26 protein-coding genes, 1 tRNA gene and 3 pseudogenes are annotated in these 24,854 nt (G+C 38.1%); 9 read left to right on the top strand and 21 right to left on the bottom strand.

From position 1 onward, the window contains the following. Positions 1–2: 2 nt before the first annotated feature. From CXY28_RS00150 to recG, 3 genes and pseudogenes are all read right to left on the bottom strand, one after another. Positions 3–590, bottom strand: coding sequence for a site-specific DNA-methyltransferase (locus CXY28_RS00150; protein WP_100979093.1), 588 nt, complete (start codon positions 588–590; stop codon positions 3–5). Continuing rightward, positions 587–1,978: a site-specific DNA-methyltransferase gene (locus CXY28_RS00145; protein WP_100979092.1), complete on the bottom strand. Its 1,392-nt coding sequence runs from the start codon at positions 1,976–1,978 to the stop codon at positions 587–589. Before CXY28_RS00145 ends, CXY28_RS00150 begins: the two co-directional genes overlap by 4 nt. 42 nt (positions 1,979–2,020) lie before the next feature. Further along, positions 2,021–3,893: pseudogene (gene recG, locus CXY28_RS00140) on the bottom strand (ATP-dependent DNA helicase RecG). Positions 3,894–3,974: 81 nt separating this feature from the next. On the opposite strand from recG, the gene CXY28_RS00135 reads away from it, so the two are divergent. Then, entirely contained in the window at positions 3,975–4,322 is a 348-nt protein-coding gene (locus CXY28_RS00135) for a hypothetical protein (protein WP_000837049.1), read from the top strand. Positions 4,323–4,325: 3 nt separating this feature from the next. After that, the gene (locus CXY28_RS00130) at positions 4,326–4,961 is read left to right on the top strand and encodes an outer membrane protein (RefSeq protein ID WP_100949987.1); all 636 of its coding nucleotides are present in this window, start codon (positions 4,326–4,328) and stop codon (positions 4,959–4,961) included. On the opposite strand, the gene CXY28_RS00125 is transcribed toward CXY28_RS00130, so the two are convergent. Beyond that, the gene (locus tag CXY28_RS00125; protein WP_100979091.1) at positions 4,958–5,710 is read right to left on the bottom strand and encodes an exodeoxyribonuclease III; all 753 of its coding nucleotides are present in this window, start codon (positions 5,708–5,710) and stop codon (positions 4,958–4,960) included. The two genes, CXY28_RS00130 and CXY28_RS00125, sit on opposite strands and share 4 nt — an antisense overlap. A gap of 101 nt (positions 5,711–5,811) precedes the next feature. On the opposite strand from CXY28_RS00125, the gene CXY28_RS00120 reads away from it, so the two are divergent. Further along, positions 5,812–5,887: transfer RNA gene (locus tag CXY28_RS00120), tRNA-Phe, on the top strand. A gap of 2 nt (positions 5,888–5,889) precedes the next feature. Here CXY28_RS00120 and CXY28_RS00115 read toward each other — a convergent pair. Both CXY28_RS00115 and dnaA read right to left on the bottom strand, forming a co-directional pair. Then, positions 5,890–7,332: a competence protein gene (locus CXY28_RS00115; protein WP_100979090.1), complete on the bottom strand. Its 1,443-nt coding sequence runs from the start codon at positions 7,330–7,332 to the stop codon at positions 5,890–5,892. Positions 7,333–7,560: 228 nt separating this feature from the next. Then, positions 7,561–8,934, bottom strand: coding sequence for a chromosomal replication initiator protein DnaA (dnaA, locus tag CXY28_RS00110; protein WP_100979089.1), 1,374 nt, complete (start codon positions 8,932–8,934; stop codon positions 7,561–7,563). 152 nt (positions 8,935–9,086) lie between these two features. On the opposite strand from dnaA, the gene CXY28_RS00105 reads away from it, so the two are divergent. Genes CXY28_RS00105 through thyX form a run of 4 tightly spaced genes read left to right on the top strand, consistent with a single transcriptional unit; the run spans position 9,087 to position 12,355 of the window. Beyond that, positions 9,087–9,629 (top strand): nucleoside phosphorylase-I family protein, encoded by a 543-nt coding sequence (locus CXY28_RS00105; protein ID WP_100979088.1) that lies wholly within the window; start codon positions 9,087–9,089, stop codon positions 9,627–9,629. Positions 9,630–9,671: 42 nt separating this feature from the next. After that, the gene (locus CXY28_RS00100; protein ID WP_000461849.1) at positions 9,672–9,911 is read left to right on the top strand and encodes a DUF2443 family protein; all 240 of its coding nucleotides are present in this window, start codon (positions 9,672–9,674) and stop codon (positions 9,909–9,911) included. Further along, positions 9,912–11,705, top strand: a complete 1,794-nt coding sequence (gene glmS, locus CXY28_RS00095) for a glutamine--fructose-6-phosphate transaminase (isomerizing) (RefSeq protein WP_100979087.1) — start codon at positions 9,912–9,914, stop codon at positions 11,703–11,705. It begins immediately after the preceding gene. Positions 11,706–11,728: 23 nt separating this feature from the next. Next, positions 11,729–12,355, top strand: coding sequence for an FAD-dependent thymidylate synthase (gene thyX, locus CXY28_RS00090; protein ID WP_000451924.1), 627 nt, complete (start codon positions 11,729–11,731; stop codon positions 12,353–12,355). A 251-nt stretch (positions 12,356–12,606) separates the two neighbouring features. Here thyX and CXY28_RS08870 read toward each other — a convergent pair whose 3' ends face one another. Both CXY28_RS08870 and CXY28_RS00080 read right to left on the bottom strand, forming a co-directional pair. After that, complete coding sequence (locus CXY28_RS08870) at positions 12,607–12,885, bottom strand: CagY family CD-EC repeat-containing protein (protein ID WP_100979086.1); 279 nt, start codon at positions 12,883–12,885, stop codon at positions 12,607–12,609. 104 nt (positions 12,886–12,989) lie between these two features. Continuing rightward, a pseudogene (locus CXY28_RS00080) lies at positions 12,990–13,265 on the bottom strand (plasmid mobilization protein). A 158-nt stretch (positions 13,266–13,423) separates the two neighbouring features. Here CXY28_RS00080 and CXY28_RS00075 point away from each other — a divergent pair. Next, positions 13,424–13,704: pseudogene (locus tag CXY28_RS00075) on the top strand (hypothetical protein). A gap of 34 nt (positions 13,705–13,738) precedes the next feature. Here the strand turns inward: CXY28_RS00075 and CXY28_RS00070 are convergent. From CXY28_RS00070 to CXY28_RS00010, 13 genes are all read right to left on the bottom strand, one after another. After that, positions 13,739–15,979, bottom strand: a complete 2,241-nt coding sequence (locus CXY28_RS00070) for an outer membrane beta-barrel protein (RefSeq protein WP_100979085.1) — start codon at positions 15,977–15,979, stop codon at positions 13,739–13,741. 203 nt (positions 15,980–16,182) lie between these two features. Continuing rightward, on the bottom strand, positions 16,183–17,535 hold the full coding sequence (gene mnmE / locus CXY28_RS00065; RefSeq protein ID WP_198542572.1) for a tRNA uridine-5-carboxymethylaminomethyl(34) synthesis GTPase MnmE: 1,353 nt from the start codon (positions 17,533–17,535) through the stop codon (positions 16,183–16,185). Beyond that, entirely contained in the window at positions 17,528–18,322 is a 795-nt protein-coding gene (locus CXY28_RS00060) for a Jag N-terminal domain-containing protein (protein WP_100979083.1), read from the bottom strand. Before CXY28_RS00060 ends, mnmE begins: the two co-directional genes overlap by 8 nt. Continuing rightward, positions 18,322–19,968, bottom strand: a complete 1,647-nt coding sequence (gene yidC, locus CXY28_RS00055; RefSeq protein ID WP_100979082.1) for a membrane protein insertase YidC — start codon at positions 19,966–19,968, stop codon at positions 18,322–18,324. Before yidC ends, CXY28_RS00060 begins: the two co-directional genes overlap by 1 nt. 5 nt (positions 19,969–19,973) lie before the next feature. After that, positions 19,974–20,330 carry a membrane protein insertion efficiency factor YidD gene (yidD, locus tag CXY28_RS00050; protein ID WP_050826148.1) on the bottom strand — a complete coding sequence of 119 codons (357 nt, stop codon included), beginning with the start codon at positions 20,328–20,330 and terminating at the stop codon, positions 19,974–19,976. Next, complete coding sequence (gene rnpA, locus CXY28_RS00045) at positions 20,317–20,802, bottom strand: ribonuclease P protein component (RefSeq protein ID WP_050826147.1); 486 nt, start codon at positions 20,800–20,802, stop codon at positions 20,317–20,319. Before rnpA ends, yidD begins: the two co-directional genes overlap by 14 nt. Further along, positions 20,762–20,896, bottom strand: a complete 135-nt coding sequence (gene rpmH / locus CXY28_RS00040) for a 50S ribosomal protein L34 (protein ID WP_033590721.1) — start codon at positions 20,894–20,896, stop codon at positions 20,762–20,764. Before rpmH ends, rnpA begins: the two co-directional genes overlap by 41 nt. Positions 20,897–20,967: 71 nt before the next feature. Continuing rightward, the gene (locus CXY28_RS00035) at positions 20,968–21,369 is read right to left on the bottom strand and encodes an ExbD/TolR family protein (protein ID WP_000755086.1); all 402 of its coding nucleotides are present in this window, start codon (positions 21,367–21,369) and stop codon (positions 20,968–20,970) included. Between the two features lie 3 nt (positions 21,370–21,372). Further along, the gene (gene exbB, locus CXY28_RS00030) at positions 21,373–21,831 is read right to left on the bottom strand and encodes a TonB-system energizer ExbB (protein ID WP_000661838.1); all 459 of its coding nucleotides are present in this window, start codon (positions 21,829–21,831) and stop codon (positions 21,373–21,375) included. 2 nt (positions 21,832–21,833) lie between these two features. Beyond that, positions 21,834–22,292 (bottom strand): SsrA-binding protein, encoded by a 459-nt coding sequence (gene smpB / locus CXY28_RS00025; RefSeq protein ID WP_000766484.1) that lies wholly within the window; start codon positions 22,290–22,292, stop codon positions 21,834–21,836. Continuing rightward, on the bottom strand, positions 22,270–23,091 hold the full coding sequence (locus CXY28_RS00020; RefSeq protein ID WP_015643662.1) for a 4-(cytidine 5'-diphospho)-2-C-methyl-D-erythritol kinase: 822 nt from the start codon (positions 23,089–23,091) through the stop codon (positions 22,270–22,272). The genes smpB and CXY28_RS00020 overlap by 23 nt, the downstream gene beginning before the upstream one ends. Then, entirely contained in the window at positions 23,091–23,321 is a 231-nt protein-coding gene (locus CXY28_RS00015) for a carbon storage regulator (protein ID WP_000906442.1), read from the bottom strand. The genes CXY28_RS00020 and CXY28_RS00015 overlap by 1 nt, the downstream gene beginning before the upstream one ends. Positions 23,322–23,338: 17 nt before the next feature. After that, a complete protein-coding gene (locus CXY28_RS00010) occupies positions 23,339–23,827 on the bottom strand; it encodes a peptidylprolyl isomerase (RefSeq protein ID WP_015643663.1) in 489 nt (162 codons plus the stop codon). A gap of 123 nt (positions 23,828–23,950) precedes the next feature. Here CXY28_RS00010 and CXY28_RS00005 point away from each other — a divergent pair, with 123 nt between their 5' ends. After that, on the top strand, positions 23,951–24,730 hold the full coding sequence (locus tag CXY28_RS00005) for a hypothetical protein (protein ID WP_100979081.1): 780 nt from the start codon (positions 23,951–23,953) through the stop codon (positions 24,728–24,730). Positions 24,731–24,854 lie beyond the last annotated feature (124 nt).

Raw genomic sequence — 24,854 nt, 5'->3', positions numbered from 1 at the left:
CTCTACCCCCTAATCTTTAAATCGCCGCTCTCTAATTTCAAATCCAACAAATTACTGCCCAATTCCAAACACAGCCTATCATTACTGATAGCGGGCATATACATGCTGATTTTTTCCACCCCTTTATCTTTCAAGTTTTCTAAAACTTCGCTCATTTCTATATCCCCCACAATGAAAGCCGTATTTTCAGCCAGATACAAGGCGTTTTCAATCAAGCAAGTTATAGGGGTGGTGAGCTCTAAACCCTCACAGCATAAAAGCTTGATTAAAATCGTTTGAGTTTCCCCTTTTTTTGGGTTAGAATAAGCGAACAAATCCTTTTGAGTGGCTCCACCCAGATTTTTATCGTTAGCATGCGTTTCATCATCAATGATTTCAAACGCTCTAAACCCCACATCTAAATGAGGGCAAGCTTCTTTGATTTTAGCCCCCGCTCTTTTAATCCTTTCTTCGGTGATGTCAAAAATGCTTGGGGAGGCGGATTTTAAGGCGTTCAAACAAAAATCATAAGCGCTTTTGTTTTCCTTGGGATCGATTTTTTCATCTAACTGGACGAGAATGAACTGCCTTTCTTTAAATTCGGCACTCAAGCCATTAAATAACCCCCCCCCTCACTTAATTTTTGATAATCGCTCTTATTACTCTCTAACACGGCATGCGCGGTTGTCCCGCTCCCGGCGAAAAAGTCTAAGATGATGTCGCCTTCGTTTGTGGATAATTCAATCAGTCGGTTAATGAGTTTTAGAGGTTTAGGGTATGAAAAAATTTTTTCTCCATTAAAAATATTTCTTACTTCATTCGCTCCTATATCGCTATAAAGATTAGTAATTAAATTAGAATACGCATTCCCACTTTTACGATAGATAATCTGTAGTTTTTTATTATCAATTGCGCATAATTCATACATTTTTCTATATGCACACCAAAAACCATCACTCGTTTTTTGAAATTCAATAAACCCATTTTGATTACCAAAATCAAATAATTTCTTACTCCAAGTATAGCGGTATGATTTCTCTTTTTTAATATTTTGATGGTTTTTAAACCATGTGCCATCAGGCGCTTGTATTTCATAATCCAAGCTCTCAATATATTGAAAACTACTTGCAGAACATGAGTGCATTAAAGGAGTAAGCTTATAATGCCCTCTTGTTTCAAAATATTCATCTTTTAAAATATAACCCTTTTCTTCCAATTCTTCTTTTGTATTTTCATGTTTATTTGCTTTAAAATTATATCTTTGATAGCAGAAAATATATTCTGTTCTTGTATCAATCGTTTTATCTTCTGTTGTGTTGCCACTTGGCTTATTTTTAGAATGCCATATAAATTGAGCCACAAAATTCCCCTCCCCAAAAATTTCATCGCATAAAAGTTTGAGTTGGGCGCATTCGTTATCGTCAATGCTGATGAAAATCACGCCGTCTTGTTTGAGCAAATCTCTAGCGAGCAGCAATCTAGGATACATGAAACTAAGCCACCCGCTATGGCATTTTGACCCAAAAAGATTCTTGATATAATCCAATTTTTCTTTAGAATAATCCAATTGTTTTAAAATTTCTTCATTGGATTGCGAGAAATCATCGCCATAAATAAAATTATCGTTTTTGGTGTTGTAAGGGGGGTCAATGTAAATCATTTTGATTTTTTCACTATAGCTTTGTTTTAAGATTTTGAGAGCGTCTAAATTATCGCCCTTGATGAGAATGTGCTTGCTAGTGGATTTATTTAAGGGCTTTAAAATCTTATTGTTTTTCTTAAAAGCTTGATTTAAGGCGATTTTCTTACCTACAAAATCCAACCCATAGCCCTCTTCTTTTATCTCGCTAAAATCCCCTAGTAACGCTTTTAATTTTTTTGTGTCTAGCGTGAGTTGATTGTCATTTTCTATACTCAAGCAACCGGGAAAATAACGATTAAAAACCTCTACATTTTTTTCATTAACGCTTTTTTCTTGATCCATTTCTTTATTTTGCATGGCTATCCTTTTTTTAAATGATTTAAATTACCCAATTCCGCCTTAATTTTCAAATGTTTCATGTGAAACGCTAGCGGTTTTTTAAAAAATCCTGTTTCACTTCAGCGATAATGTTTTCATCTTTGGCTAAGTCAATGTATTCAAAACTATTCCCGCTCTGCTCCCCCCCTTGGAGTAAATCCCCGCTTTTTCTGTATTCTAAATCCAATTCAGCGATTTTAAAGCCGTCTAATTCATCAGCAAATTTTTCTAATCGTTCATTTTCTTCTTGGATCGTGCATAAAAAACAATAGCCTTTCAAGCCGTTACGAGACACGCGCCCCCTTAACTGGTGTAAAGTCGCTAAGCCTAACCTTTCGGGCGCTAAAATCACCATAACGCTCAATCGTGGTAAAGAAATGCCCACCTCAATGAGCGTAGTCGCTAAAAGAATGCTCCCGGACTCTCTAAATTCTTCAATCACTTCTTCTTTATTTTTATCTTGCCCTGAAGTGGTATAAACCTTTTTAAAGCGTTTTTGCCAAAAACTCGCCCCCTCACTGAGCGATAAATACGGGATTTTTTCGCTTTCATTCACCAGCGGATAAACGACAATGACTTGATGGTTTTTAGCGATTTCTTCGCTGATTTTCTCCATCACTATTTTAAAATCTCTTTTATGCAAGACTAAAGTTTCAATCTCTTTAGGGTAAGGGATTTCTCTGATCATGGTCGTTTTCACAAACGCGCTTTTGGCTAGGGCGAGCGTGCGAGGAATGGGGGTAGCGGAAAATTGCAAAGAATGGGGTTTATTACCCTTACTGCTTGCCATTTTTTCTAATTGGTAGCGCTGCTTGGTGCCAAATCTATGCTGCTCATCAGTGATCACTAGTGCGAATTCATTCAAATCGCGCTTATCAAACAACAACGCTTGCGTGCCGATAACCACATGCGTGATTGTTTCAAACAAATGATTGGATCGCTTCTTGTGGCTCCCGCCAAGCAGCAATTCCACTTCAAAATAAGGGGGTAAAAATTTTAAGGCTTCGTTATAAAGCTGTTTAGCGAGAATGGAAGTGGGCGCCATTAAAAGGGTTTTATTAGGGTAGGCTAATACCATGCTCGCTAAAATCACCATCGTTTTCCCGCACCCCACATCGCCCACAATCAAACGCTTGCACGCTATAGGACTGGTGAGATCGCTTTGGATTTCTTTAATGGCGTTTTGTTGGTCGTTGGTGAGTTTAAAAGGTAAAGAAGTAATAAACGCTTTCAAGCGTTCGCTATTATTAGGGCATGCGATTTTAGCGCCAAATTGCAATTTTTTGTGCTCTAAATTTTTCATATAAAAAAGCATTTCAATGTATTTTAATGCATTTAAATGTTGTGAAGGAAAATTTTTATTCGTTTCAAAATCCTTGACAAAATGCGGCGTGGGGAAAAAGATTTCTAACAATAAACGCGCGATATTTTCTTTAACGCCTTCCTTTTTTAAATTTTCTAATGAAATAAGTTTTTGTAAATTTTCTTGTATTTTTTTATGATTTTTAACTTTTTTAAAAATTAAAGAAATCTTGCCAAATTCGGTAAGGATTTTAGGCGTGTTAATGATATAAGCTTGATTAAAAGAGCTTTGCTCTAATTTACCATAAATGAACAAACTCTCGCCGGTTTTGAACTGGCTATAATGGAACGTGCTGTAATTGAAAAAAACAAGCTCTAAATTTTTGTAAAATCGTTTGGAATAGGCGAAAATCTTTAAAACTTTGGCGTAGTTTCTTTTCTCTAAAATACCCACTTCTAAAACGCCACTCAAGCCCGTTTCAAAACGCTCTAATAAATTTAAATCTTTATAGCCTTTGGGCGTATAAACAAGCAAGGCTTCTAAAAGCGATTTCACGTTCAATGTTTTTAATAAGTCATTTGTTTCTTGCAATTTGTTCTTACCCTAGCCAATCCTTAATCATTTTTATGATAAGATAGTCAAATTATACATTGATTTAAGGAAATTTAATTGATGAAATCTAAAATCACTCATTTTATCGCTATCTCTTTTGTTTTAAGCCTGTTGAGCGCATGCAAAGACGAGCCTAAAAAATCGTCCCAATCGCACCAAAACAACACTAAAACCACTCAAAACAATCAAATCAATCAACCTAATAAGGATATAAAAAAGATTGAGCATGAAGAAGAAGATGAAAAAGTCACCAAAGAAGTGAATGATCTGATCAATAACGAAAACAAAATTGATGAAATCAATAATGAAGAAAACGCTGATCCTTCGCAAAAAAGAACGAATAACGTTTTACAACGAGCCACTAACCACCAAGACAATCTCAGTTCCCCACTCAACAGGAAGTATTAAAGTGTGAAATTTTTTTCAAAGGATTTGTTTAAAAAAGTAATCCCTTTATTTTTAAGCGTTTATTTTTTAAGCCCCACCCTTGCGCAAGCCAAAAGCCGTTTTTATGTGGCTTCTCAATATCAGGTAGGGAAAATGATCATGAAAAAATACAACGATCTTAAACGCACGATTGAGGGGGCGAGCTTTTCTTTAGGCTGGGAGATTAACCCCACTAATTATTGGTTTTATTCTCGCTATTACTTTTTTATGGATTACGGGAATGTCATACTCAATAAAAGAACGGGCGCTCAAGCGAACATGTTCACTTATGGCTTTGGGGGGGATTTGATTGTGGAATACAATAAAAACCCCTTGTATGTTCTTTCCCTTTTTTACGGCATGCAAGTTGCCGAAAACACATGGACAATTTCCAAGCACAGCGCGAATTTCATCATTGACGATTGGCGCAGCATTCAAGGGTTTTCGCTCAAAACTTCCAATTTTAGGATGTTGGGTTTAGTGGGGTTTAAATTCCAAACCGTGCTATTCCACCATGACGCTAGTATTGAAGTAGGGGTTAAATGGCCCTTTGCCTTTGAATACGACTCCCCCTTTGTAAGAACATTTGCTATTTTTATTTCGCACACTTTCTACCTTTAAACTAATTCCAACCCTACTGGGCAATGATCGCTCCCTAAAATATCTTTATAGATTAAAGCGTCTTTTAAGCGCGTTTTTAAAGGATTAGAGCATAGAAAATAATCAATGCGCCAACCAATGTCTTTATCCCTTGCTTGTTGCATGTAACTCCACCAGGTGTAAGCCTTTTCTTTGTTGGGGTAAAAATAACGGAAAGTGTCAATAAAACCGGCGTTCAAAAGCTCGTTGAATTTTCCTCTCTCTTCATCGCTAAAGCCCGCATTTTTTCGGTTGGTTTTGGGGTTTTCTAAATCAATTTCATTGTGGGCCACATTCAAATCCCCGCACACAATGACCGGTTTTTTCAACTCTAAAGCTTTTAAAAATTTCTTAAATTCCATTTCCCAACTCATGCGGTAACTAAGCCTGGATAGGGCTTGTTGGGAATTAGGGGTATAAACATTCACCAAGTAAAACGACTCAAATTCGCAAGTTATTACGCGTCCTTCTTTGTCATGCTCTTCCATATTAATGCCATAGCTCACGCTTAAAGGCTCTTTTTTAGTGAAAGTTACCACCCCAGAATAGCCCTTTTTAATCGCGCAATTCCAAAAATCAAAATACCCTTTAAATTCAAAAGTGTTTTGTTCTTGCTGCATTTTAGATTCTTGAATGCAAAAAACATCCGCATCAACGCTATTAAAAAAATCCATAAAGCCCTTAGTCATGCAGGCCCTTAACCCGTTCACATTCCATGAAATCAATTTCATTTTAATCCTTGTTTGATTTTGAGTGAATTATATCTTTTTAGTCATTTTTTTAAAAATTAAGCTTTGTTTTACCTTTTTTATGTAATAATTGTTTTTTGCTTGGCTTGATAGCTCAGTCGGTAGAGCAGAAGACTGAAAATCTTCGTGTCGGTGGTTCGATTCCGCCTCAAGCCACCATTTTAAACTTCATTGAATAAATAATTCCCCCTTTTGACACACACAACGCGAGAGTTTTCAATACTCAAAGGCGTGCTTTTGGCTCGTGGTTGCTCTTCTATTTCTAAGGCCATGCACACCCCTTCTTTAAAGCGCACATGGTTTTTAACCCATTCTTTATATTCACTGCTCTCTTTGACTATATCGTTTAAATAATGCCCCTCATACACTTCCACAAATTCCATGAATTTTTCATTCAAATTCAATTCATTGCGCGTTATTTCGCTTTTTCGTGTGGAAGAATAAGCCAATTCGCTGGTTTCATAAAAAGTCGGCTTTACTTGATCGTCTTGTTTGGGGCGTTCATAAATGGCTTTCACTAATTGTGTGGTGATTTCATACTCGCTCTCCCATGCTTGTTTTAAAGGCTCTTCTATCAGATAGCATTGCCTAGTTGTGCCGTCTTTTCTTGCTCTAGCCCTTTTACACTTTTCTGTAGAGCTTCTGGCTTGGAGAATGGCGAAATTATTTTTAGCTTCAAAAGTTTGCGGCTCTTCTAAAGGCTCTGTTTTATGAACAGAGATTTTAGTATAAGGGGTAATGATTTTACCGCTTTTATTTTCAGCGGTGCTGTAATCGCAAGGGGTAATATCTGTCGCAGTCTGTTTGTCTTCATCAACGCGTTTTAAAATGCTTGGGCGATAGGCTTGTAAATTTTCATCATCATAAACCCACTTCCCGCATGCAAATTCTTTAATATTAGGATCTCTAATCGCTTGTTTTTCCACATTGTCCCTATTTTCGTTATTTTCATTGTTTTCACTCGCATCAGCGTTAGGGGTGTTGTTACTAGGGAGCGTTTTTTCAGTGGGTGGCGTTATGAATAGGTTGTTTTCTTGATCTTCTGAAGAATGCTTTAAAGGGGGTTTGGTGTCGTTTGTTGGCGTTTGAGTTTCGTTAGTGGGGTTTGTTTTGCTAGGAGTTATTAAAGGCTGTAAAAGGCTGTTTTTAGAGTTTTTAGATCCTAGTTTGGGCTCTGGGTAAGAAAAGTTTTGAGGAGGTTGTTGCGATGAACTGGGTTTATTTTGTGGTTTTTGCATGGGTGCGTTTAAAGAAGGCATTTGGTGCGCGTGCACTTCTTTCAATTCTTTTGAAGAAAAAACAATTTGGGTGTTTCTAGGGATAGTAGGGCGGTTAGGGTTTAAGGTCGTTTCTAAAGAAAGTTTTTCATCAAGGGGTTGATAGACGATTGCAGTGGATATGTGGGTGATAGTGAGCGTGAGTTTTTTGTGTGGGGAGATATTATAAATGCCTAAAACCTGTTTGGGTTCTTTAGAATCAAGGACTTTAGCTTTAAAAGTGCCTTTATGCGGCGAAGTTTTGATCTCTTCTAAAAGCTCGATCACAAGGGCTTGAAGAGGGTTAGAGAAAGTCAGAAAGAAAGATAGACAAAGGGATTTTTTCATGCTTATTCCTTTTTATTTTAGATTTTTGGATTATAGCTTAAAAAAAGGTTTATTAAAAGTCATAAATAGGTTATAGATAGGTAACACTTTAATTAATAATAATTAGTAACAGTAGTAGGGGCGTGAATGGATGGAATGAAAAATTAAAAAGTTTCAGGGATGCGCGTTTTTAGGGGGGTTGTGGGATTTGAAAAAAAGTGAATGAAACGCTTTTTGATAAGCCTTTTTTTATTCACTCAATTTGAAAGCGGTTTTTTTGTCGTTCAATTCGTTCAAGCGGTTTTTGATTTCTTCTCTAAGGCTTGAGATAAAAGGGCTTTTTTCTTCTTCAAGCATTTTTTTAACGCCAGAATACATTTTAGAAATGCTTGAATGATCCTTTAAATCCAAAAATTGAGCGAGCGAGAGCGTGGGGTTAGGGGTATAAAGCCTGGCGAAATACACGACTAATTTTCTCGCCAAAGCGACATTTTTTTGGCGCGAAGAAACTTTGATTTCGCTGGATTTGAGATTCAAGCTTTGCGCGACAGCGAGTAAGATATTTTCCAAGCTTGAGCCTTCAGCATGATCTTTTTGCAAATCTTCTAAAACGGTTTTAGCGAGGTTCAAATCAATGGGAGCGTTCATTAAGTTCGCGTTCACGCTGATTTTAATGATCGCGCCTTCCATTTGGCGGATGTTATCGCTGATGTGTTGGGCGATGTATTCCATCACCTCTTCAGGTAAAGTGATTTGATTGAGTTGGCATTTTTGTTTGACAATGGAAAGTTTGGTTTCTAGATCAGGGGGCATGACTTTAGCGGTTATCCCCCATTCAAAGCGCGATTTTAAGCGATCTTCTAAGCCAGCGATGTTTTTAGGCGATCGGTCTGAAATCAATACGATTTGTTTGCTGTTGGCGTGCAATTCGTTAAAAGTGTGGAAAAATTCTTCTTCTAGTTTGGGTTTTCCTTGCAAAAATTGAGCGTCATCTAACAAGAAAAAGTCGCAATGGCGGTATTTTGCTTTAAAAGAATCCATGGTTTTGTTGTCTAAATGCTTTAAAAAGTCTGTCAAAAAATCTTCTGAAGTGACTAACACGACTTTTTTATGCTTTTCTAGGGCATGGTTGCCGATAGCGTTTAAAATGTGCGTTTTGCCTAACCCTGTGCCGCCATAAAAAAGCACCGGGTTATAAGGGGGGGTATCGCTTTGGGCGACTTTTTTAGCGATTTCATAAACGGTGTTGTTGCATGAGCCTACGACGAAATTTTCAAAAGTGTAAGAGTCTTTGACGCTCGTTTTTATGGCTTTGTAATTGATATTAGCTTGGGCGTTAATTTGGATTTTAGGCGCTACTTCAATACGCACGTCCACGCTATGGGCTAAATGCATGCCGACTTTATTCTGGCTTAAAATTTCTTTAAGCAACGCGCCGTATTTAGCCGTAATCGTGGTGCATAAGACTTGGTTGGGGGCATAAAAAAAGGCAATATCGCTCTTGCTCGCGTTAGGGTTGTATTTGAGTTGGCTAAAGTAATTTTCATATTCTATGAGACTAACTTTAGGATTTTGTTTGACTAGCGCCAAGATTTCTTTCTCAATATTGTTGTTGGTATCCATGGCGTTATTATAGCGTGAATAAGTGGTGAATGAAAAAGGAATAACATGTGAATGAAATGTGAATGAAGCCTTAAAATTAAGGTGTTTCTTTTAAGGGTTTGTCTATAATGCTTGCTTTATAATAAGCTAATGGATGCGAAAAAAGGATTTTCATGCTGCTTTGTGCTGGAAGGAATGAGACTTTAAAAGGGGCGGTGCCTATTGGTGTGGGCTTGATAGGAAGCGCGATTAATTTAACGAGAATATGCCTAAAAAACCCTGATACAGAAAGCCTTATTTTTATAGGGAGCGCGGGGAGTTATAGCCCAGAAATGGAGCTTTTAAGCGTGTTTGAAAGCGTTTGCGGCTATCAAATTGAAGAGAGTTTTAGCCATTTAAACAGCTACACGCCTTTGGATAATTTCATTCAAATAGAAACTGAAGAGGAAGCTCTTTTTGAAAGGGTGTGCGTCAATAGCAGTAACTATATCCACACGAGTGAAATGTTTGCTAAAAAAATGGCTCAAAAGGGCGTTTTGTTAGAAAACATGGAGTTTTTTAGCGTTTTAAGCGTGGCTAAGGCGTTTTCTTTGAAGGCTAAAGGGATTTTTTGCGTGAGTAATCATGTAGGGCTTAACGCGCATAAGGAATTTAAAGAAAACCACGCCAAAGTCAAACAGATTTTAGAAAACATCATTGATAGTTTAATAATTTAATAGTTTAGCTATCATGGAGCATTCTAAATTAAAGGCGATCACATGTTTGAAAAAATACGCAAGATTTTAGCGGAGATTGAAGATTCGCAAAATGAAATTGAAATGCTTTTAAAATTAGCGAATTTGAGTTTGGGGGATTTTATTGAAATTAAAAGAGGGAGCATGGACATGCCAAAGAGCGTGAATGAAGCGTTTTTTACGCAATTAAGCGAAGAAGTGGAGCGATTGAAGGAGCTTATCAACGCTTTAAATAAAATCAAAAAAGGGTTATTGGTGTTTTAAATGTGTGGGATTGTAGGTTATATAGGGGATAGCGAGAAAAAATCCATTCTTTTAGAGGGCTTAAAGGAATTGGAATACAGAGGTTATGACAGCGCGGGTTTAGCCGTATTGAGCGGCAATCGTTTGGAAGTGTTTAAAACTCAAGGGAAATTAGAAAACCTTAAATCAGAGCTTACAAATAAAGAGTTTTTGGATTTTGGCGTGAGTATCGCTCACACCAGATGGGCAACGCATGGCAAGCCAAGTAGCGCGAACGCCCACCCGCATTTTACAGAAAATTTAGCCTTAGTGCATAATGGCATCATTGAAAATTACGCGAGCTTGAAAAAAGAATTAGAAAACAAAGGGCATGCGTTTTTAAGCCAAACGGACACGGAAGTTATTGCGCATTTATTAGAAGAAACGCTTAAAAGCGAGGGCGATTTATTGAAAGCCTTTGAAAAAAGCATCAGCCTTTTAAAAGGGAGTTATGCGATTTTAATGCTCCATAAAAGGGCTAAAGAGAGCTTGTTTTACGCTAAGTCTTCTTCGCCTTTAGTTGTGGGTAAGGGCAAAGAGGGGGTGTTTTTTGCGTCCAGTTTGAGCGTGTTAGCCCCTAAGGTGGATCAATTTGTCATTTTAGAAGAAAACAGCGTGGGGCAGATTTCTTTAGAAAATTTTAAAGATTTAAAACACATTGAAAACATGAAAGATTACGCTTTTGAAAACAAGGATTATTCTAAAGGCAATTTTAGGAATTATTTAGAAAAAGAGATTTATGAGCAGCACAGCAGTTTGCTAGAGTGTTTAGAGGGGCGCTTGGAAGCCTTGAATGTGTATTGCGAGATCGATCCTGAATTTTTAGAAAATGTGAGCGAAATCACGCTGTGTTCTTGCGGGAGCAGTTACCATGCGAGTTTGGCGAGCGTGTATTTGTTTGAAAGATTGACCAAAATAAGAGCGAGGGCCATTTTAGCGAGCGAATACCGCTACGCTAATTTTAAAAGCAACCCTAACGAGCTTTTTATAGCGATTTCTCAAAGCGGGGAAACCGCTGACACTTTGGAGGCACTAAAATTAGCCAAAGCCCAAGGGCTTAAAACCATTAGTTTGTGTAACGCTCCCTTTAGCATGATGAGCCGCATTAGTGATCATGTGCTTTTGATTAGAGCGGGGGTGGAAAGGAGCGTGGCATCCACTAAGGCGTTTTCTTCGCAAGTGATGCTTTTATGGCTTTTGAGCGTGTATCTAGGCAAACAGCTAGGGACAATTTCTAAAGAAGAAGAAAGAATCCAGGCTAAGAACATGCTCAATAGCGTGAAGGCGATGAAAGTAGAGCCTAAATTGCATGAAAAGATCAAGCGTTTATCCAAACGCTACTTGCATGGGCATGGCTTTTTTTATATCGGGCGTGATGTGTTTTACCCGCTCGCTTTAGAAGGGGCGTTGAAACTTAAAGAAATCAGCTACTTGCATGCTGAGGGGTATGCGAGCGCGGAAATGAAGCATGGGCCTATTGCGTTGGTGGATTCCAATCTTTTTACCATTGCTTTATTGTCTAAGCACTTATTATTTGATAAAACCAAAAGCAATATTGAAGAATTGAGCGCTAGGGATTCTACGATTTGCGTGTTAAGCTCTGAAATTTTAGAAATTGCTGATGATTTTATCCAATTAGAAGAGAGCGAAAGCTACATGGAAGAATTTTTCCGCATGAATTTAGCGATGCAGCTTTTAGCCTTAGAAATCGCTATGCGTTTGAACCACGATGTGGATCACCCAAGAAACTTGGCTAAAAGCGTTACCGTGGAATAAAAAGCGATATTAGGAGTAGGATAATGGAAGTGATTTGTAAGCACTACACCCCTTTAGACATTGCGAGCCAAGCGATCCGCACTTGCTGGCAGAGTTTTGAATACAGCGATGATGGAGGCTGTAAAGATAAGGAATTGATCCATAGGGTGGGGAATATTTTTAGGCATTCTTCCACTTTAGAGCATCTTTATTACAATTTTGAAATCAAGGGTTTGAGCAGGGGGGCGTTGCAAGAATTGAGCCGGCATCGAATAGCGAGCTTGAGCGTGAAGTCAAGCCGTTACACTTTGAGGGAATTGAAAGAAGTGGAGAGCTTTTTACCCCTTAATGAAACGAATTTAGAAAGAGCCAAAGAGTTTTTAGTTTTTGTGGATAATGAAAAAGTGAATGCAATGAGCGTTTTAGCTTTGGAAAATCTCAGGGTTTTATTGAGCGAGCATAACATTAAAAACGATTTAGCCAAATACGCCATGCCGGAGAGCTATAAAACGCATTTAGCGTATAGCATTAACGCTAGGAGTTTGCAAAATTTATTGACTTTAAGAAGCAGTAATAAAGCCTTAAAAGAAATGCAAGATTTAGCCAAAGCCTTATTTGACGCTTTACCTAGCGAGCATCAGTATTTGTTTGAAGATTGTTTGAAGCATTAGTTTTAAACAATACCGCTTAATAACGCTCATTCTTTGATGTTTTAAAAACGCCTTGTGTTTGATTAGATGAGATTTTAAAGGGGTTTGTTGTAGAATCTTATCACGCCCCATAGTTGCATTATGGGGCAAATCCTATGTCAAAAGGAGCATGCCATGAAACACAAAAATGGCAAACGCTCTTGGAAAACATTATACTTTGAGTTTGCTTTTTTAGGGCTTAAAGTGATCGTTTCTGTGAAACGCTGATTTTTCTAAGAGCGTTCCCCTGAGTTTAAAAGCTTAGGGGTTTCCTTTATAAGCGGGTTTGTCCTTGACTTTTGGGGCGTTTTATAGGCTTCTAAGCTGTTTTTATCTAAAATCTCTTTTCTCAAGTTTTTGGGGAGGTTTTTGACACATTCTTTTCTGTCGGCTTCAGTTTTGGTGTTTGTCAAACAATCTAGAGCCTGTTGTTCCAAAAGTTTCCTAGCTTCAGGCGTGAGCAGTTTCTCATATGGCTCTAAGAGATAGCTTGGCAAAAAAACACATTCCATTAGACACTTTTGTGATCATTTTGGAAGCAAACGACAATGCCTAATCTTTACATTGCAGAAAAAGCTAGCATGGGTCATCTGATCGCTAGCGCGCTTTCAAATGATTACAACGCTCCTTTATTAGTGTTGAGACATTTAGCGATTTGGTTTAAATTGTTTCCCCACTTAGCTAATTCAATAACTAGTTCTTTATTAGCAATCGCTTTTTGTTTTTTAGATTTTGTTGGAGTTTGTGAGTTTTGGTGTAAAAGAGAGTTTAAAACCAATTGAGAGAAGTTTAAATTTTTTTCTTACATTTGAGTTTGGATAGTTTGCCATTGTTCTTTAGATAGCCTGAGACTTTTAATAATTTGTTTGTTTATATTCACTTGTTCTCTCATTTGATTTTTAGGGGGTCAAGGGGGATTTCCCCATTGTAAGCTATTTTGTAATTTTGTATTATAAAATATATGATTTCCCCATTATTTTTATTTTAGCATGGATTTGGTTAATTTAGATATAATGGGGTGATTATGATTGATTGAGTTAAGGAGATAAGATGTTAAAAGATGTAGAAGTAGGGGTTAAATTTTATAAGGAGATTGGCAAATTAGAAAAACAATTAGCTAAGTATCAAAGTAAAGTTTTAGAAATTAAAACACAAATGAGAAAGATTAAAAGCAATATTCTCAAGCTAAGAAAGAGGAGAATTTAGCTAATAAATATACTCCTAATAATGAACTAAAACAAGATTTATTAGATATTGATAATCCTAATACGACTGAAAACTTTAAACCTAAGAATGCTAGTGAAATTTGGCAATTCGCTCTTAATTCTTAGGAGCCAATAGAGAGTTAAAGCCAATTTTTAACCCCTAAAAAATCCACCCGTAATTAAAAAACACTTTAAAATGGCTGCCCCCTTCATTCAGGGTGATAGAATTGGTGGTTGCGCCATCGCTAGAAACGACCCTAGATTTCAACTGGACTAAAGGAACGCTAATGCCTACAGAATATTTAGAATGCTTGTAGCGGTAATTCAACCCACCGGTTACATTTAAATTACCGCTCCCTTTGTATTGGTTCAACAAATAATAGCTGTTGTATAAGCCCCTTAACCCTCCAAACACCCCAAGAGAGGAAGTGAACACTTTTTTGGTTAGATTGTTTTTAGGGTTCTTTTCGTTAGTGTAATTGGTGATAAAATCAAACAACACATCCATTCCCACGCCATAGCTTAATTGTTGGATTTTTTCGTTATTGGCTTGAGCGTAGTTGTATTTGATAATACCATAAGAAGACAACCCTAGATAATCGTTAAAATATTTTTGATAGCCCATTTTAAGATTAACGCCTAATAGGGGGCTCCCAAAGGGCCGTGAGGTTTTTGAAGTGCGATAGGTAGTGGCGCTAGATTTAGAAGATGAAAGGCTTTGACTGATCGCACTAAGCATAGTGGTCGCAAAATCTTGCGTGTTCAAACTAGCGTTTAAATAGTTGGTTTGGCTGCTCAAATTAGTGTAATCCACCGGTAGGGCGTTTTGATCAATGAGTTGTTGCCAAACCGCACTGGTAACGCCTATAAGCCCGGCGGGGACTTGAGAGCAATCAGTATAAATGGAGTTAGGATAATTGCCCGCTGTATAGGGCGTGTCTTTAAAACGAGAACACACATCATAGAAAGAGCCATCGGTATCTCGCACTTCGTGCCCGTTGTCAAACACTTGCACTTCTTGTCCATTCAATTGCTCTATCTTCCCGCCCTTACAGCGCTCTTCTGGTCCATTGTTTTCTTCACACATGCGCACCCTTTGATAAGTCATGTTCCCGTTATGCGTATAGCCCAAAGTGTGCCCGTATTCATGGATAATGTCTCTTAATTGCATGATGGCGACTTTATTCAATTCTTTGCCAAATAGTATTTCAGGGTCTAAGAAAGGAGACAATATCCCTAAAGCGCCAAAATTGGTGCCATCATCGCCTGGGCCATTGGGGCCGCCATATTGAGACCCTAGCCCTAAATCCCCTCCTCTTGGGGGCAAGAGATTCACATAAAGATTATTCGTAACTCTATAGCTATAGATAACATCTTGCGGCGTTAATATCACTGAGCCTGTTTGCCCGTTTTCTATATTGTATTCATCTCCAGCGTTTTTAGCGATCAATTTAGGATCAACAAGCCCATCGTTGTAAGGATTCACGCATGTAGAATAATTAGAATAACATGGCTTTGACAGGTTGTTGTCGCTAAACTGAAAGGGGGCGTTTTTAACGGCATCTTCCCAAGATTTAGAATCAAACACCGCCATCATGTTCAGCATTAAATTGGTCAAATTCTTGGCGTCTTGAGAGGTGAAAGGCGGCACTTTAGCCGTACAATTTTCTTGATTTTCGTATGGAGGGCATGGGGGTTTAGAGCCACTGCCGTTACCGCTAGAAAATTGGTTGTAATTGATATAAGTCATTTGAAGATTGGTCGTAACCCTACTGAGCTTGTCAAACAGATTCTGCGTGCTGGAATCAGAAAATTTTGTGGTGGCAGTTTGGAGTTGTTGGAAGCCATCAGCGTTAAGTTGCGGATCGTTAAACAAGCTTGCGGGCAGAATGATTTGAGATTGTTTAGGGATAGTCTCTATCACGCCCAAACTGACTACATTGCCTTGATTGTCTGTATAACTCAGCTCAATGTTGTTTAAATTGTAAGGCAAGAAGTTTTGTATCATAATCAAGCTGCTATCGCCATAGCCATCTTCTTCAGCACTTTCTTGGTTATAAGCGGTTACATACACAGGGGTTAAAGAATAAAAGGTTAAGTTGGTGATATTGTCCTCTGCAAATAACTCAGTCGCATTCTTTAAAATGGTGCTTTGGGAGATGTAGTATTTCCCATAGGTGCTTTGAGGGGTAATGGGTTTGGGCTTTGGTTTGGGTTTGGGTTTAGGTTTTTCTTGAGTGGTGGCTATGGTTTGTTCTTGGGTTTGTGTGCCTTGTAATAGCCCAGTTTCAAACCCAGCTTCTACAAAAAAGCCGTCTTTTTGGTGTTTTGGGTAGGCTTCTAAAGCGGTGAACGATCCGATTAGGGACAAACAAATCGTTTTGCTAGCGAGTTTTAGCATGAAATCTCCTTAATGGTCTTTTTTAACATTTTTACTCAAAAGCAGTTGATAGTATGTATATATTTTAAACTAGCTCATTTTACCCCTTTTTGAAAAATGGCAGTATGGTTTTTTGTAAATATGGGTATTAAACGGCACTAATGGGTAAAAAGTCTTAAAAAGTAGCACTAAAAGGGGGTTTTTAATCCATGCTTTAAGCGATTTCATTTGCCTAAGCAAAATTCACTGAACATGCTATCAAGCATTTGGCTGGTTTCATAAGGGCGGGTGAGCAAGTTCAAGTTTTCTATCGCGCTTAAAATATGATAAGAAAAAAGCTCCAAAGTGTCTAAATGGCTTTTAGCGTTTTGCAATTCAATAATGGTGTTTTCTAGGGCGGTTGTTTGGGCTAGGGAAGTGAGTAAGAGCTTGTTTTGAGTGTCTAGTTTGGGGAAAAACTCACTGATTTTTTGGCTCAAATCTTTCAAACAAGCCTTGGAATTTAGGGTGTTAGTTTCTAGGATAGAATAAGGGATTTTAAGATAAGATTTTAAAATTTCAAGCTCTAGTTTAGGGGTTAGATCGTTTTTATTCAAGACAACAATGCAAGGCTTTTTAGCGCGATTAAGGGTGTCAATGAGATTAAAATCTTCTTTTTCTAGGGGTTTAGAAAGATCAAACACGCCTAAAATAATGTCGCAATTTTCTAAACTTTTAAGGCTTTTTTCAATCCCTAAACGCTCTATTTTATCCGTGCTCTCTCTAATACCAGCCGTATCAATCAAGCGCACCTTATGCCCTTTTAGTTCAATGACTTCTTCTATGGTGTCCCTTGTTGTGCCTTTAATATCGCTCACTAAAGCCCTTTCTTCTAAAAGCATGGCGTTTAATAGAGAGCTTTTGCCAGCATTGGGTTTGCCAACAATGCTTAAGGCATGCCCTTTATTCCTTTGTTTTTGCGTGTTAGAAAAATCCAATAAGTCTTTAAAAGAGGCGATTTGTTTTTCTAAATTTTGAGACACTCCATCTAAAAAATCGCTAGGGATGTCTTCTTCGCTATAATCAATTAAAACTTCTGAGCTAGCCAAAAGCTTTAAAAGATTATCTCTAGCCTCTTCAATAAAAATTTTTAACTCGCCCTTAAGCTGCCTGGCTAGAGCGTTTAAAACGCTTTCATCTTCGCAAAGGATGAGTTGAACGCTCGCTTCAATCTCGCTCAAATCCATTTTATGGTTTAAAAAGGCTTTTTTACTAAATTCCCCCGCTTTAGCAAGCCTAGCCCCTAAATTCAAACAAGCTTGTAAGATATGTTGTGCTAAAAGGGGGCTTCCATGGCATTGGATTTCGCACACATCTTCACCAGTGAAACTATAAGGGGCTTTGAAATAAATGACTAACGCTTTGTCTAATAAAACACCATCAGAAAAAATATCGCACACATAAGCGTATCTGGGGGTGAAGTCTTGTTTTTGGGTGAGTTGTTTGAGGATGTTTAAAGCATTATAGCCGCTGATTTTAATGATGCTAATCGCTCCCTTGCCTGAAGGGGTAGCGATAGCGGCGATGGTGTCATTCATTGTTAAAGTCGTTGATGACGATGTATTTTTCATCGTTTAAATTGGTTTTGATAGAGACATATTTGTTAGGGAACGCTTTTCGTAATTTCTTTAAAGCGATATAGGTTAAAACGCCATCAGGGGCTTTCATCTGCCCTTTACCCACTTCATGCACGGTCATGATCGTGCTTTGGAGCTGCGCTTCCATAACCTTTTCTTGGTTTTGTAAAAAGGTGGAAATTTCTAAGCGGATACTATAGCCATAAGTAGGATGGATCCAGTTAAAAAGCAAGTAAGAAAGGGCTTTGTAACGATAGCCTTTCTCACCAATTAAAAGAGCGGAATCTTCGCCATCAATATCAATCAATAAAACCCCCGGCTCATAAAGACTCACCTCCACTTTATTGATTTTATAAGGCAAATGAGAGAATAAGTCTTTCAATTCTTGCTTAATCTCATGGAGTTTGTCTTCATTGTGAGATTCTTCTTTAAGGTTTTTTTTAGGGGGTTTAGGGGTAATGATTTCTTCTTGCGGTGTTTCTGTTTCTAAGTTTTGTTTTTTTTCTTCTATATTGTTTTGATGGTTTTGATGATTTTCTTTAGCGCTGGTTTCTTTAAGGCTATTTTCTTTAGTTTCTTTAACGCCCACTAAAATGATGGCTTCTTTTTTACCGATGTTTAAAAAACCTTTAGAGGGCGTTTGAATGACTTCGTATTGCAAATTAATAATGGGGCAATTCAAGGCGATAGAAGCCTGGATAAGGGCTTCTTCTAAGGTTTTGGCTTTGATTTCAATAGGATTTTGCATCAATGTTCCTTTTTGTTTTGCGCATGCATGCGTTTTTTGTTCTCTAAGACTTTATTGATGATGAGTTGTTGCAACACCGAAAGGATGTTGTTCGTGGTCCAATACAAGACTAACCCTGCAGGGAAAGTGATTAAAAAGATTGTGAATAATAGGGGTAAGAGTTTAAAAATCTTCGCTTGCATGGGATCGGTCATGGTGTTTGGTGTAACGCTTTGGTGCCAATACATAGACGCTCCCATAAGAAGCGGTAAAATAAAATACGGATCCATGATGGATAAATCATGAATCCATAAGATCCACTCTGAGCTTTTCAATTCCACAGCGTTATAAAGCACTCTATAAATCGCAAAAAACACCGGGATTTGTAAGATTAAGGGCAGACAACCCCCTAGCGGGTTAGCCCCATGTTTTTTGTAAAGCTGCATCATGTGGGCTTGCAACTTTTGGGGTTCGCCCTTGTATTTTTCTTGGAGCTCTTTCATTTTAGGGGCTAATTCTTTGAGCTTTTGCATGCTCACCATGCCCTTATAGCTTAAGGGGTAGAGGATTAGGCGCACGATAATCGTTAAAAAAATGATAGCCCAACCCCAATTGCCCACGAATTGATACAAATAATCCAGTAAAACAAACACGCCTTTAGCAAAGAAAGTGATTAAGCCATACTCTATCACATCCGTAAGCATGGGTGAAATCGCTTTCAAAGAGCGGTAATCTTTAGGGCCAATATAGCCATGCAAATTTGCTTCATTTTTAAGGGAAATGAAGCCTAAGGGGTTTTTAGTGCCGATTTCTGAATCAATTAAGGCTTCAAAACCTTGAGGATCTTTAGTGAAAAGCAAGGTGGTGAAATACCTATCCACGCTGGATAAAAAGAGGGTGTTAGAAAAGCGTTTGATTTCTTTAGCGTCTTTATCTTCAATTTTTTCAATTTTTTTGTCGTTATTTTCTAAAAGCACGCCTGAAAAGGTGTAGCTGTCCAAATCAGCCACCGGCCTGTAACCATTAGTGATCACGTAGCTAGGGATAATGTTGTTGGGCGATTTGAAGGCGATTTTTAAATCATAATGCAAATCATCATAAAAAGTCAGGGTTTTAGTGATGGTAAGAGCGCCTAAATCTTGAGTTAAAACAAGCTGTTCATTAGGCCCAAGAGTGGTTTTTGAAGCGCTATAAGGGGTGTTGAACGCTTTGTTATTGAGCGTGGGGTCTAAAAAACGCACTTCTAAAGGCTTGAGTTTATCGGCTGCTAAAAGGGGGAGCTCTTTTAGGGGGGGTTGCGCGTTTTCTTTGGAGCTAAAAAGATGGCCCACATGCTCTAAAAAGCCCTTTTGTTTAGGGGTTAGATACTTTTTATCCTTGAGATAAACCTGTTTGATGCGCCCTAAAAAGTCAATTTCAATCCTGGCATGCTCAAAAGAAATCGTGCTTAACAAACTCTCTTGTGGGATGGTTTGAGCAACGCTAAAATGTTGGGCGTTGGGCGCGTTAGGACTTGTTGCTGTATGGTTGTTGGTTGTTTCTTGCTTTGTGGTTTGGGTTGTTGTTTTGTTTGGTTTTTGGAAAAAATAGCTATAAAGAGCGATAAACAAGAAAGACAGAGCGATCGCTAAAATCAAGCGGAGATTATTATTGTTGTTTCTATCCATTGTGATTAAACCTTAATGATGTAGTAAGTTGCGTAGCTTTTTGTAGTAGGAACGAGCCAAAAAGTAATGGTTTTAAAATTGCGGTTAAAATCTTTATGAGATTGGATCAGGCTTGGGCGTTTCAAGCGAGTAGTAGGGTAAGCAATGCCCCCAGAGCAAAAAGGGTTGCATGAGAGTATCCTTATAGCGATTTTACCCATAGCGCTCAAAGGGTTTTCAAAATAAAGCAACCACAGAGCGTAGTTGGAGCAAGTGGGGTAAAACCGACAGCTTGAAAAGGTGAAAGCCGAAAAAAAGCGTTGGTAACCCCTAATTGATGCCGTAAAAATCGCGCTCAAAAAAGGCGTTTTATTGTTTCGCATAGGTATGAGTTATTCCTTTTTTCAAGTCTTTTAAGGCTTTATTCATATAGTTTTTAATGGAAGTTAGCATTTCTAAAAAATGTTTTTCTAAAGCCCAAAAATCCAAATGGCAACAATCGCTTCTAGGCACAAACACCAAAGCAAGCCCTTGACAAAGAGCGGCATGCCTTGCAACCAGTGATCGCAAACGGCGTTTGATAAGGTTTCGTTTCACGGCGTTGCCGACTTTTTTGGACACGCTCAAGCCTAATAAATAAAGCGTTTTTTTGTCTTTAAGCCTACAAAAGAGCGGATCTTTAAAACTCTCTTTTCCTTTTGGTGGCTCTTTTGACAAATCCAAAACAAAGAGCGAAAAAAAAGGGTTATGCTTTTTAAACCCCTTTTGATAAACCCTATCAAACTCACTCTTGTTTTTTAAAGAGTCATAGGGTTTAGATGGAAAGCTTTTTTCTGCCCTTAGCTCGTCTGGCATTAATCACCTTGCGCCCGTTTTTGGTTTTCATTCTCACAAGAAAGCCATGGGTTCGCTTTCTTGGTGTGTTGTGTGGTTGGTAAGTGCGTTTCATTTAAAACTCCCTTGATAAAAATTAAACATAAACACAGATTTTAGCTAAAGAATGCTAAAAATTGACTAAAACTAATTTTTTTGATTCTTTTTATCTTCAACAAGAATGTAAAGCTGTTTCAGATTGTTCGTTTGCAATAAATCCACGACTTTGATAAAGTTATCCAAATTGCTTTTCTTGTCGCCTTGCAAGACAATAGGGGTGTCTTTAGCCAAAGTGGAAACCTTGTGCTTTAAATTTTCAAAGCTGATTTCTTTATCGTCTAAATAGAAAGAGCCTTTATTAGAAATGGAGATTGTAACTTGTTTTTTGTCCAACACATCTTTAGAATCAGTGCTGTCTTTATCCACTTGGGGAATGCTAATAGGGAGCTTTGAAGTTTGCACAAAAGACGCTGTTGTAAGCACGATCACTAGTAACACAAGCATGATGTCAATGAAAGGCACCACATTCATGGATTCTACTTTTTTCACCGCTTAATCCTTAGCTTTGTTATAAATCTCATGGGATTGCGTGTCAACCGGGTGGTGGAAAATATCCCATTTAGTGACTAAAATCTCGCTTTTTCTCACGAGCAAGTTATAAATCACAATCGCAGGGATCGCTACCAATAACCCCATGCCAGTCGCTTTTAAAGCAAGGGCTAAATTAGTCATGATTGCTTTAGTGTCAATGCCAGAAGCTGAGCCTAAATCCATAAAGGTGAGCATGATCCCCATAACCGTTCCTAAAAGACCGATATAAGGGGCGTTTGAGCCAATCGTGGCCACTAAAGTCAGTCGTTTGTGTAAGGCTAATTCTAATTTACGCCTGTCTGTGTAGTCATCTACACGAAGAGTGGCAAAAAACCACAACCTTTCTATTGCGATCGCTATAACGATGACGGATAAGAAGATCAAAAACCCTATGATCCCATAATCTACCATTTCTTTCATTATTATCCTTTAAAGTGGTGTTTTAAATCAGCAAGAATTTCTTTATTGAGTGCTTTTTCTTTGAGACTTTGTCTTTTGTCGTGCAATCTTTTTCCTTTCACTAAAGCAATTTGGATTTTAGCTCTATTTTTTTGGTTAAAATACAATTTCAATCCTACGATACTCAAGCGTTCTTTAGACGCTTCCATTTGCCATTTCAATAATTGCTTTTTGTGTAAAAGCAACTTACGCTCTCGCCTTTCATTGGGCTTGTAATACGCATGGATTGTATCTAAATATGATATATGAACACCAAATAAAAAAGCTTCTCCTTTGATTATTTTAACAAAATTATCTTTTAAATTCACCCTAGTTTGCCTCAAAGCCTTCACTTCAGAACCTAAAAGCGCTAATCCCGCTTCTAAAGTTTCCAAAATTTCATAGTCAAAATAGGCTTTTTTATTGCTGGCAATGAGTTTCATTCGCTCCCTTTTGAGTATTTTTTAGCCTAAAAAACGCACTCCCGCTCCCGCTAAAAAACCACTCCTTGCCTAATTCGCTTTCTATATCTCTTAAGGCTTGGTTAGTGAGTAAAGCCGGCTTTAAAAGATCGTTTAATTCGCTTCTGTCGCAAGTTTTTAGGCATTCCAAACTCGGCTTTTTAAGCCATTCTTTAGCTTGAGAAAAACAAGTTTCAGGTTTATAAGCTTGATAAACGGCTTTAGTGCTGCAAAAAACATGAGTTGGAGCATAGATTTCTAGGCGATTTTCTAAAGGCTCTTCTTCAAAATTTTCAATGACTTCGCCATAAGAAGTAGCGTTAGCGCTTTTGTATTGCGAGATGAAAAAATTGGTGTCTGCACCCACTAAAGATCCCATGCTATAGAGCTCTTCTAAACTCAAACGCCAGTCAAATATTTGATTTAAATGATACAACAGCCCCCCAGCATCAGCACTCCCACCGCCTAACCCGGCTTGAGTGGGGATGTTTTTTTCCACTTCAATCGCTAGGGTGTCTAGGGATTTGATGACAGAATGAGAGAAATTTTTTGATTTTAAAAAATTTTTTAAAATTTGGAGGGCTTTAAAGAGCGAGTTTTCTTCTAAAGGGCAGTCAAAATCCCCTTTTAGCGAAAAGGAAAGCGCACTTTTGACGCTAATAATATCCTTTAGCTTATCTTTGACTAAACACATGCGAGAAATGAGCTTATGATAAGCCCCTTCTTTGTGAAGGATCTTTAAAAAAATATTGACTTTAGGATAAACTTCAAAAACATGCATCAAGGCTTAATGACCTTTTTGATGTTTTCTAACACGCTTTCATCTACGCACGCAGAAGCTTTTTGGTTTTCGCTCACAATGGCCTCTTTGAGTTCAGCGCGCAAAATAAGGGTGCTTTCAGGGGCTTCAAACCCTAAACGCACACTCCCTCTATCTATGGAAATGACTTTAATGTGGATGTTATCATCAATGACAATCCCTTCATTAACTTTGCGGCTGAGTATGAGCATGTCTAATCTCTTGTTCCTTATAGAGAAGGGCTAAACACAACGCTTTCTATTATATCGCCTTGCTTGATTTTATCCAAGACATTAAGACCTTCTGCACTAGTGATCTTGCCAAACACGGTGTGTTCGCCATCTAAATGGGGCAAATCCACAAAACACAAGAAAAATTGACTCCCCCCTGTGTCTCTCCCAGCATGCGCCATAGAAATAGAGCCTCTTTTGTGCTTGTTGGGGTTATGGGCCACTTCGCATTTAATGCGGTGTCCTGGCCCGCCTGTGCCTGTGCCATAAGGGCAGCCTCCTTGAGCCACAAAGCCGGCGATCACACGATGGAAGTTAAGCCCATTATAAAAACCCTCTTTAGCCAAAGTTACAAAGTTACTGACCGCTTGGGGCGCGTCTTTGTAAAAAAGCTCTAGAGCGATATTGCCTTTATTGGTTTTGATTGTGGCGTAAGCGGTTTTTGCAAGCTCTTCTTCTTTAATTTCATAAGTTTTAATTGGATCCATCATAAACCTTTGCGATAAGCTTTTGTCATTCAAATGCTCTATTATAGCAACAAATTAAAACAAATGGTATTTTAGCCGATAGTACTGTAGGATACCTTTGAAATTTAAGCGGTAAGTTTGATAATGGCGTTTTGGCATAAAAGATTAGCGGTTGGTTGTTGTATCGTTTTATTTTCATGCATGATAAACGCTAATAACATTCAAATCGTCAGAGACGATCCGCCCCTTGATCCAACGCTCCCTGCATGGGTTTATTCTGTTGCGTTATTGAAAGTGTATTTTAGCGATGGGACTTATAAAGAAGGCTATGCGACTTTGCTAGAAAACGGGCGTTATATCGCTTCTTCTGAAACGCTTTATTCTAACGGCTTATACCCTAAAACGATTTTAGCCAAAATGCAAGACAGCAGCGCTAAAGAGCTGATTTGTATAGCCAGCTTGCGCCTTGAAGCGATGGATAGGAATCAAGGGCTTTCGCTTTTAAAAACCGCCGATTTTAGAGACGATTATTGCCATAAAAGAGAAGAGAGCTATTATCATGCAAGGATTTACACAAAATACGCTCAAACTTTTCATTCAAATCCTTATACCAATCAAAAAACACCCAATTCCGATCTCTACTACCCAGCGTTAAATGAGGGGAATTCTTTTTCTATACAGATAACGGGTATTTCTGTGGCTGAACTTTTAAAATCTAAAAAGTTTCTTTCGCTTGATAGTTCTTTTAAAAAGGGGAGCGTGTTGTGGGGAGGGAGGCCTTATTTTAGCGAAGTGGGGGAGTTTATGGGAATGGCTAGCAGCACTTTAGAAAACCACGAAAGTTTAGTGATTATCCCTAAAGAAAAGATCGTGCAATTTTTAAGCACTCTAAAAAATCAAAATATTTTCCCAAACATTCCCTAATTTAAGCAAACCTTAAGCTTTCTATGACTATACTTTCATTTCCTTGTTTCAGCAAGGGCTTTAAAAAGCCGCTTGATACCTTACAAGGATAGCTGATTAAAAGCAAACGATCTTTGAAAACTAA

It is taken from the genome of Helicobacter pylori (assembly GCF_002832345.1).
Lineage (GTDB): Bacteria > Campylobacterota > Campylobacteria > Campylobacterales > Helicobacteraceae > Helicobacter > Helicobacter pylori_CP.
The sequence above is the reverse complement of the archived record's forward strand: the minus strand, read 5'-3'. Positions and strand labels throughout refer to the sequence as shown.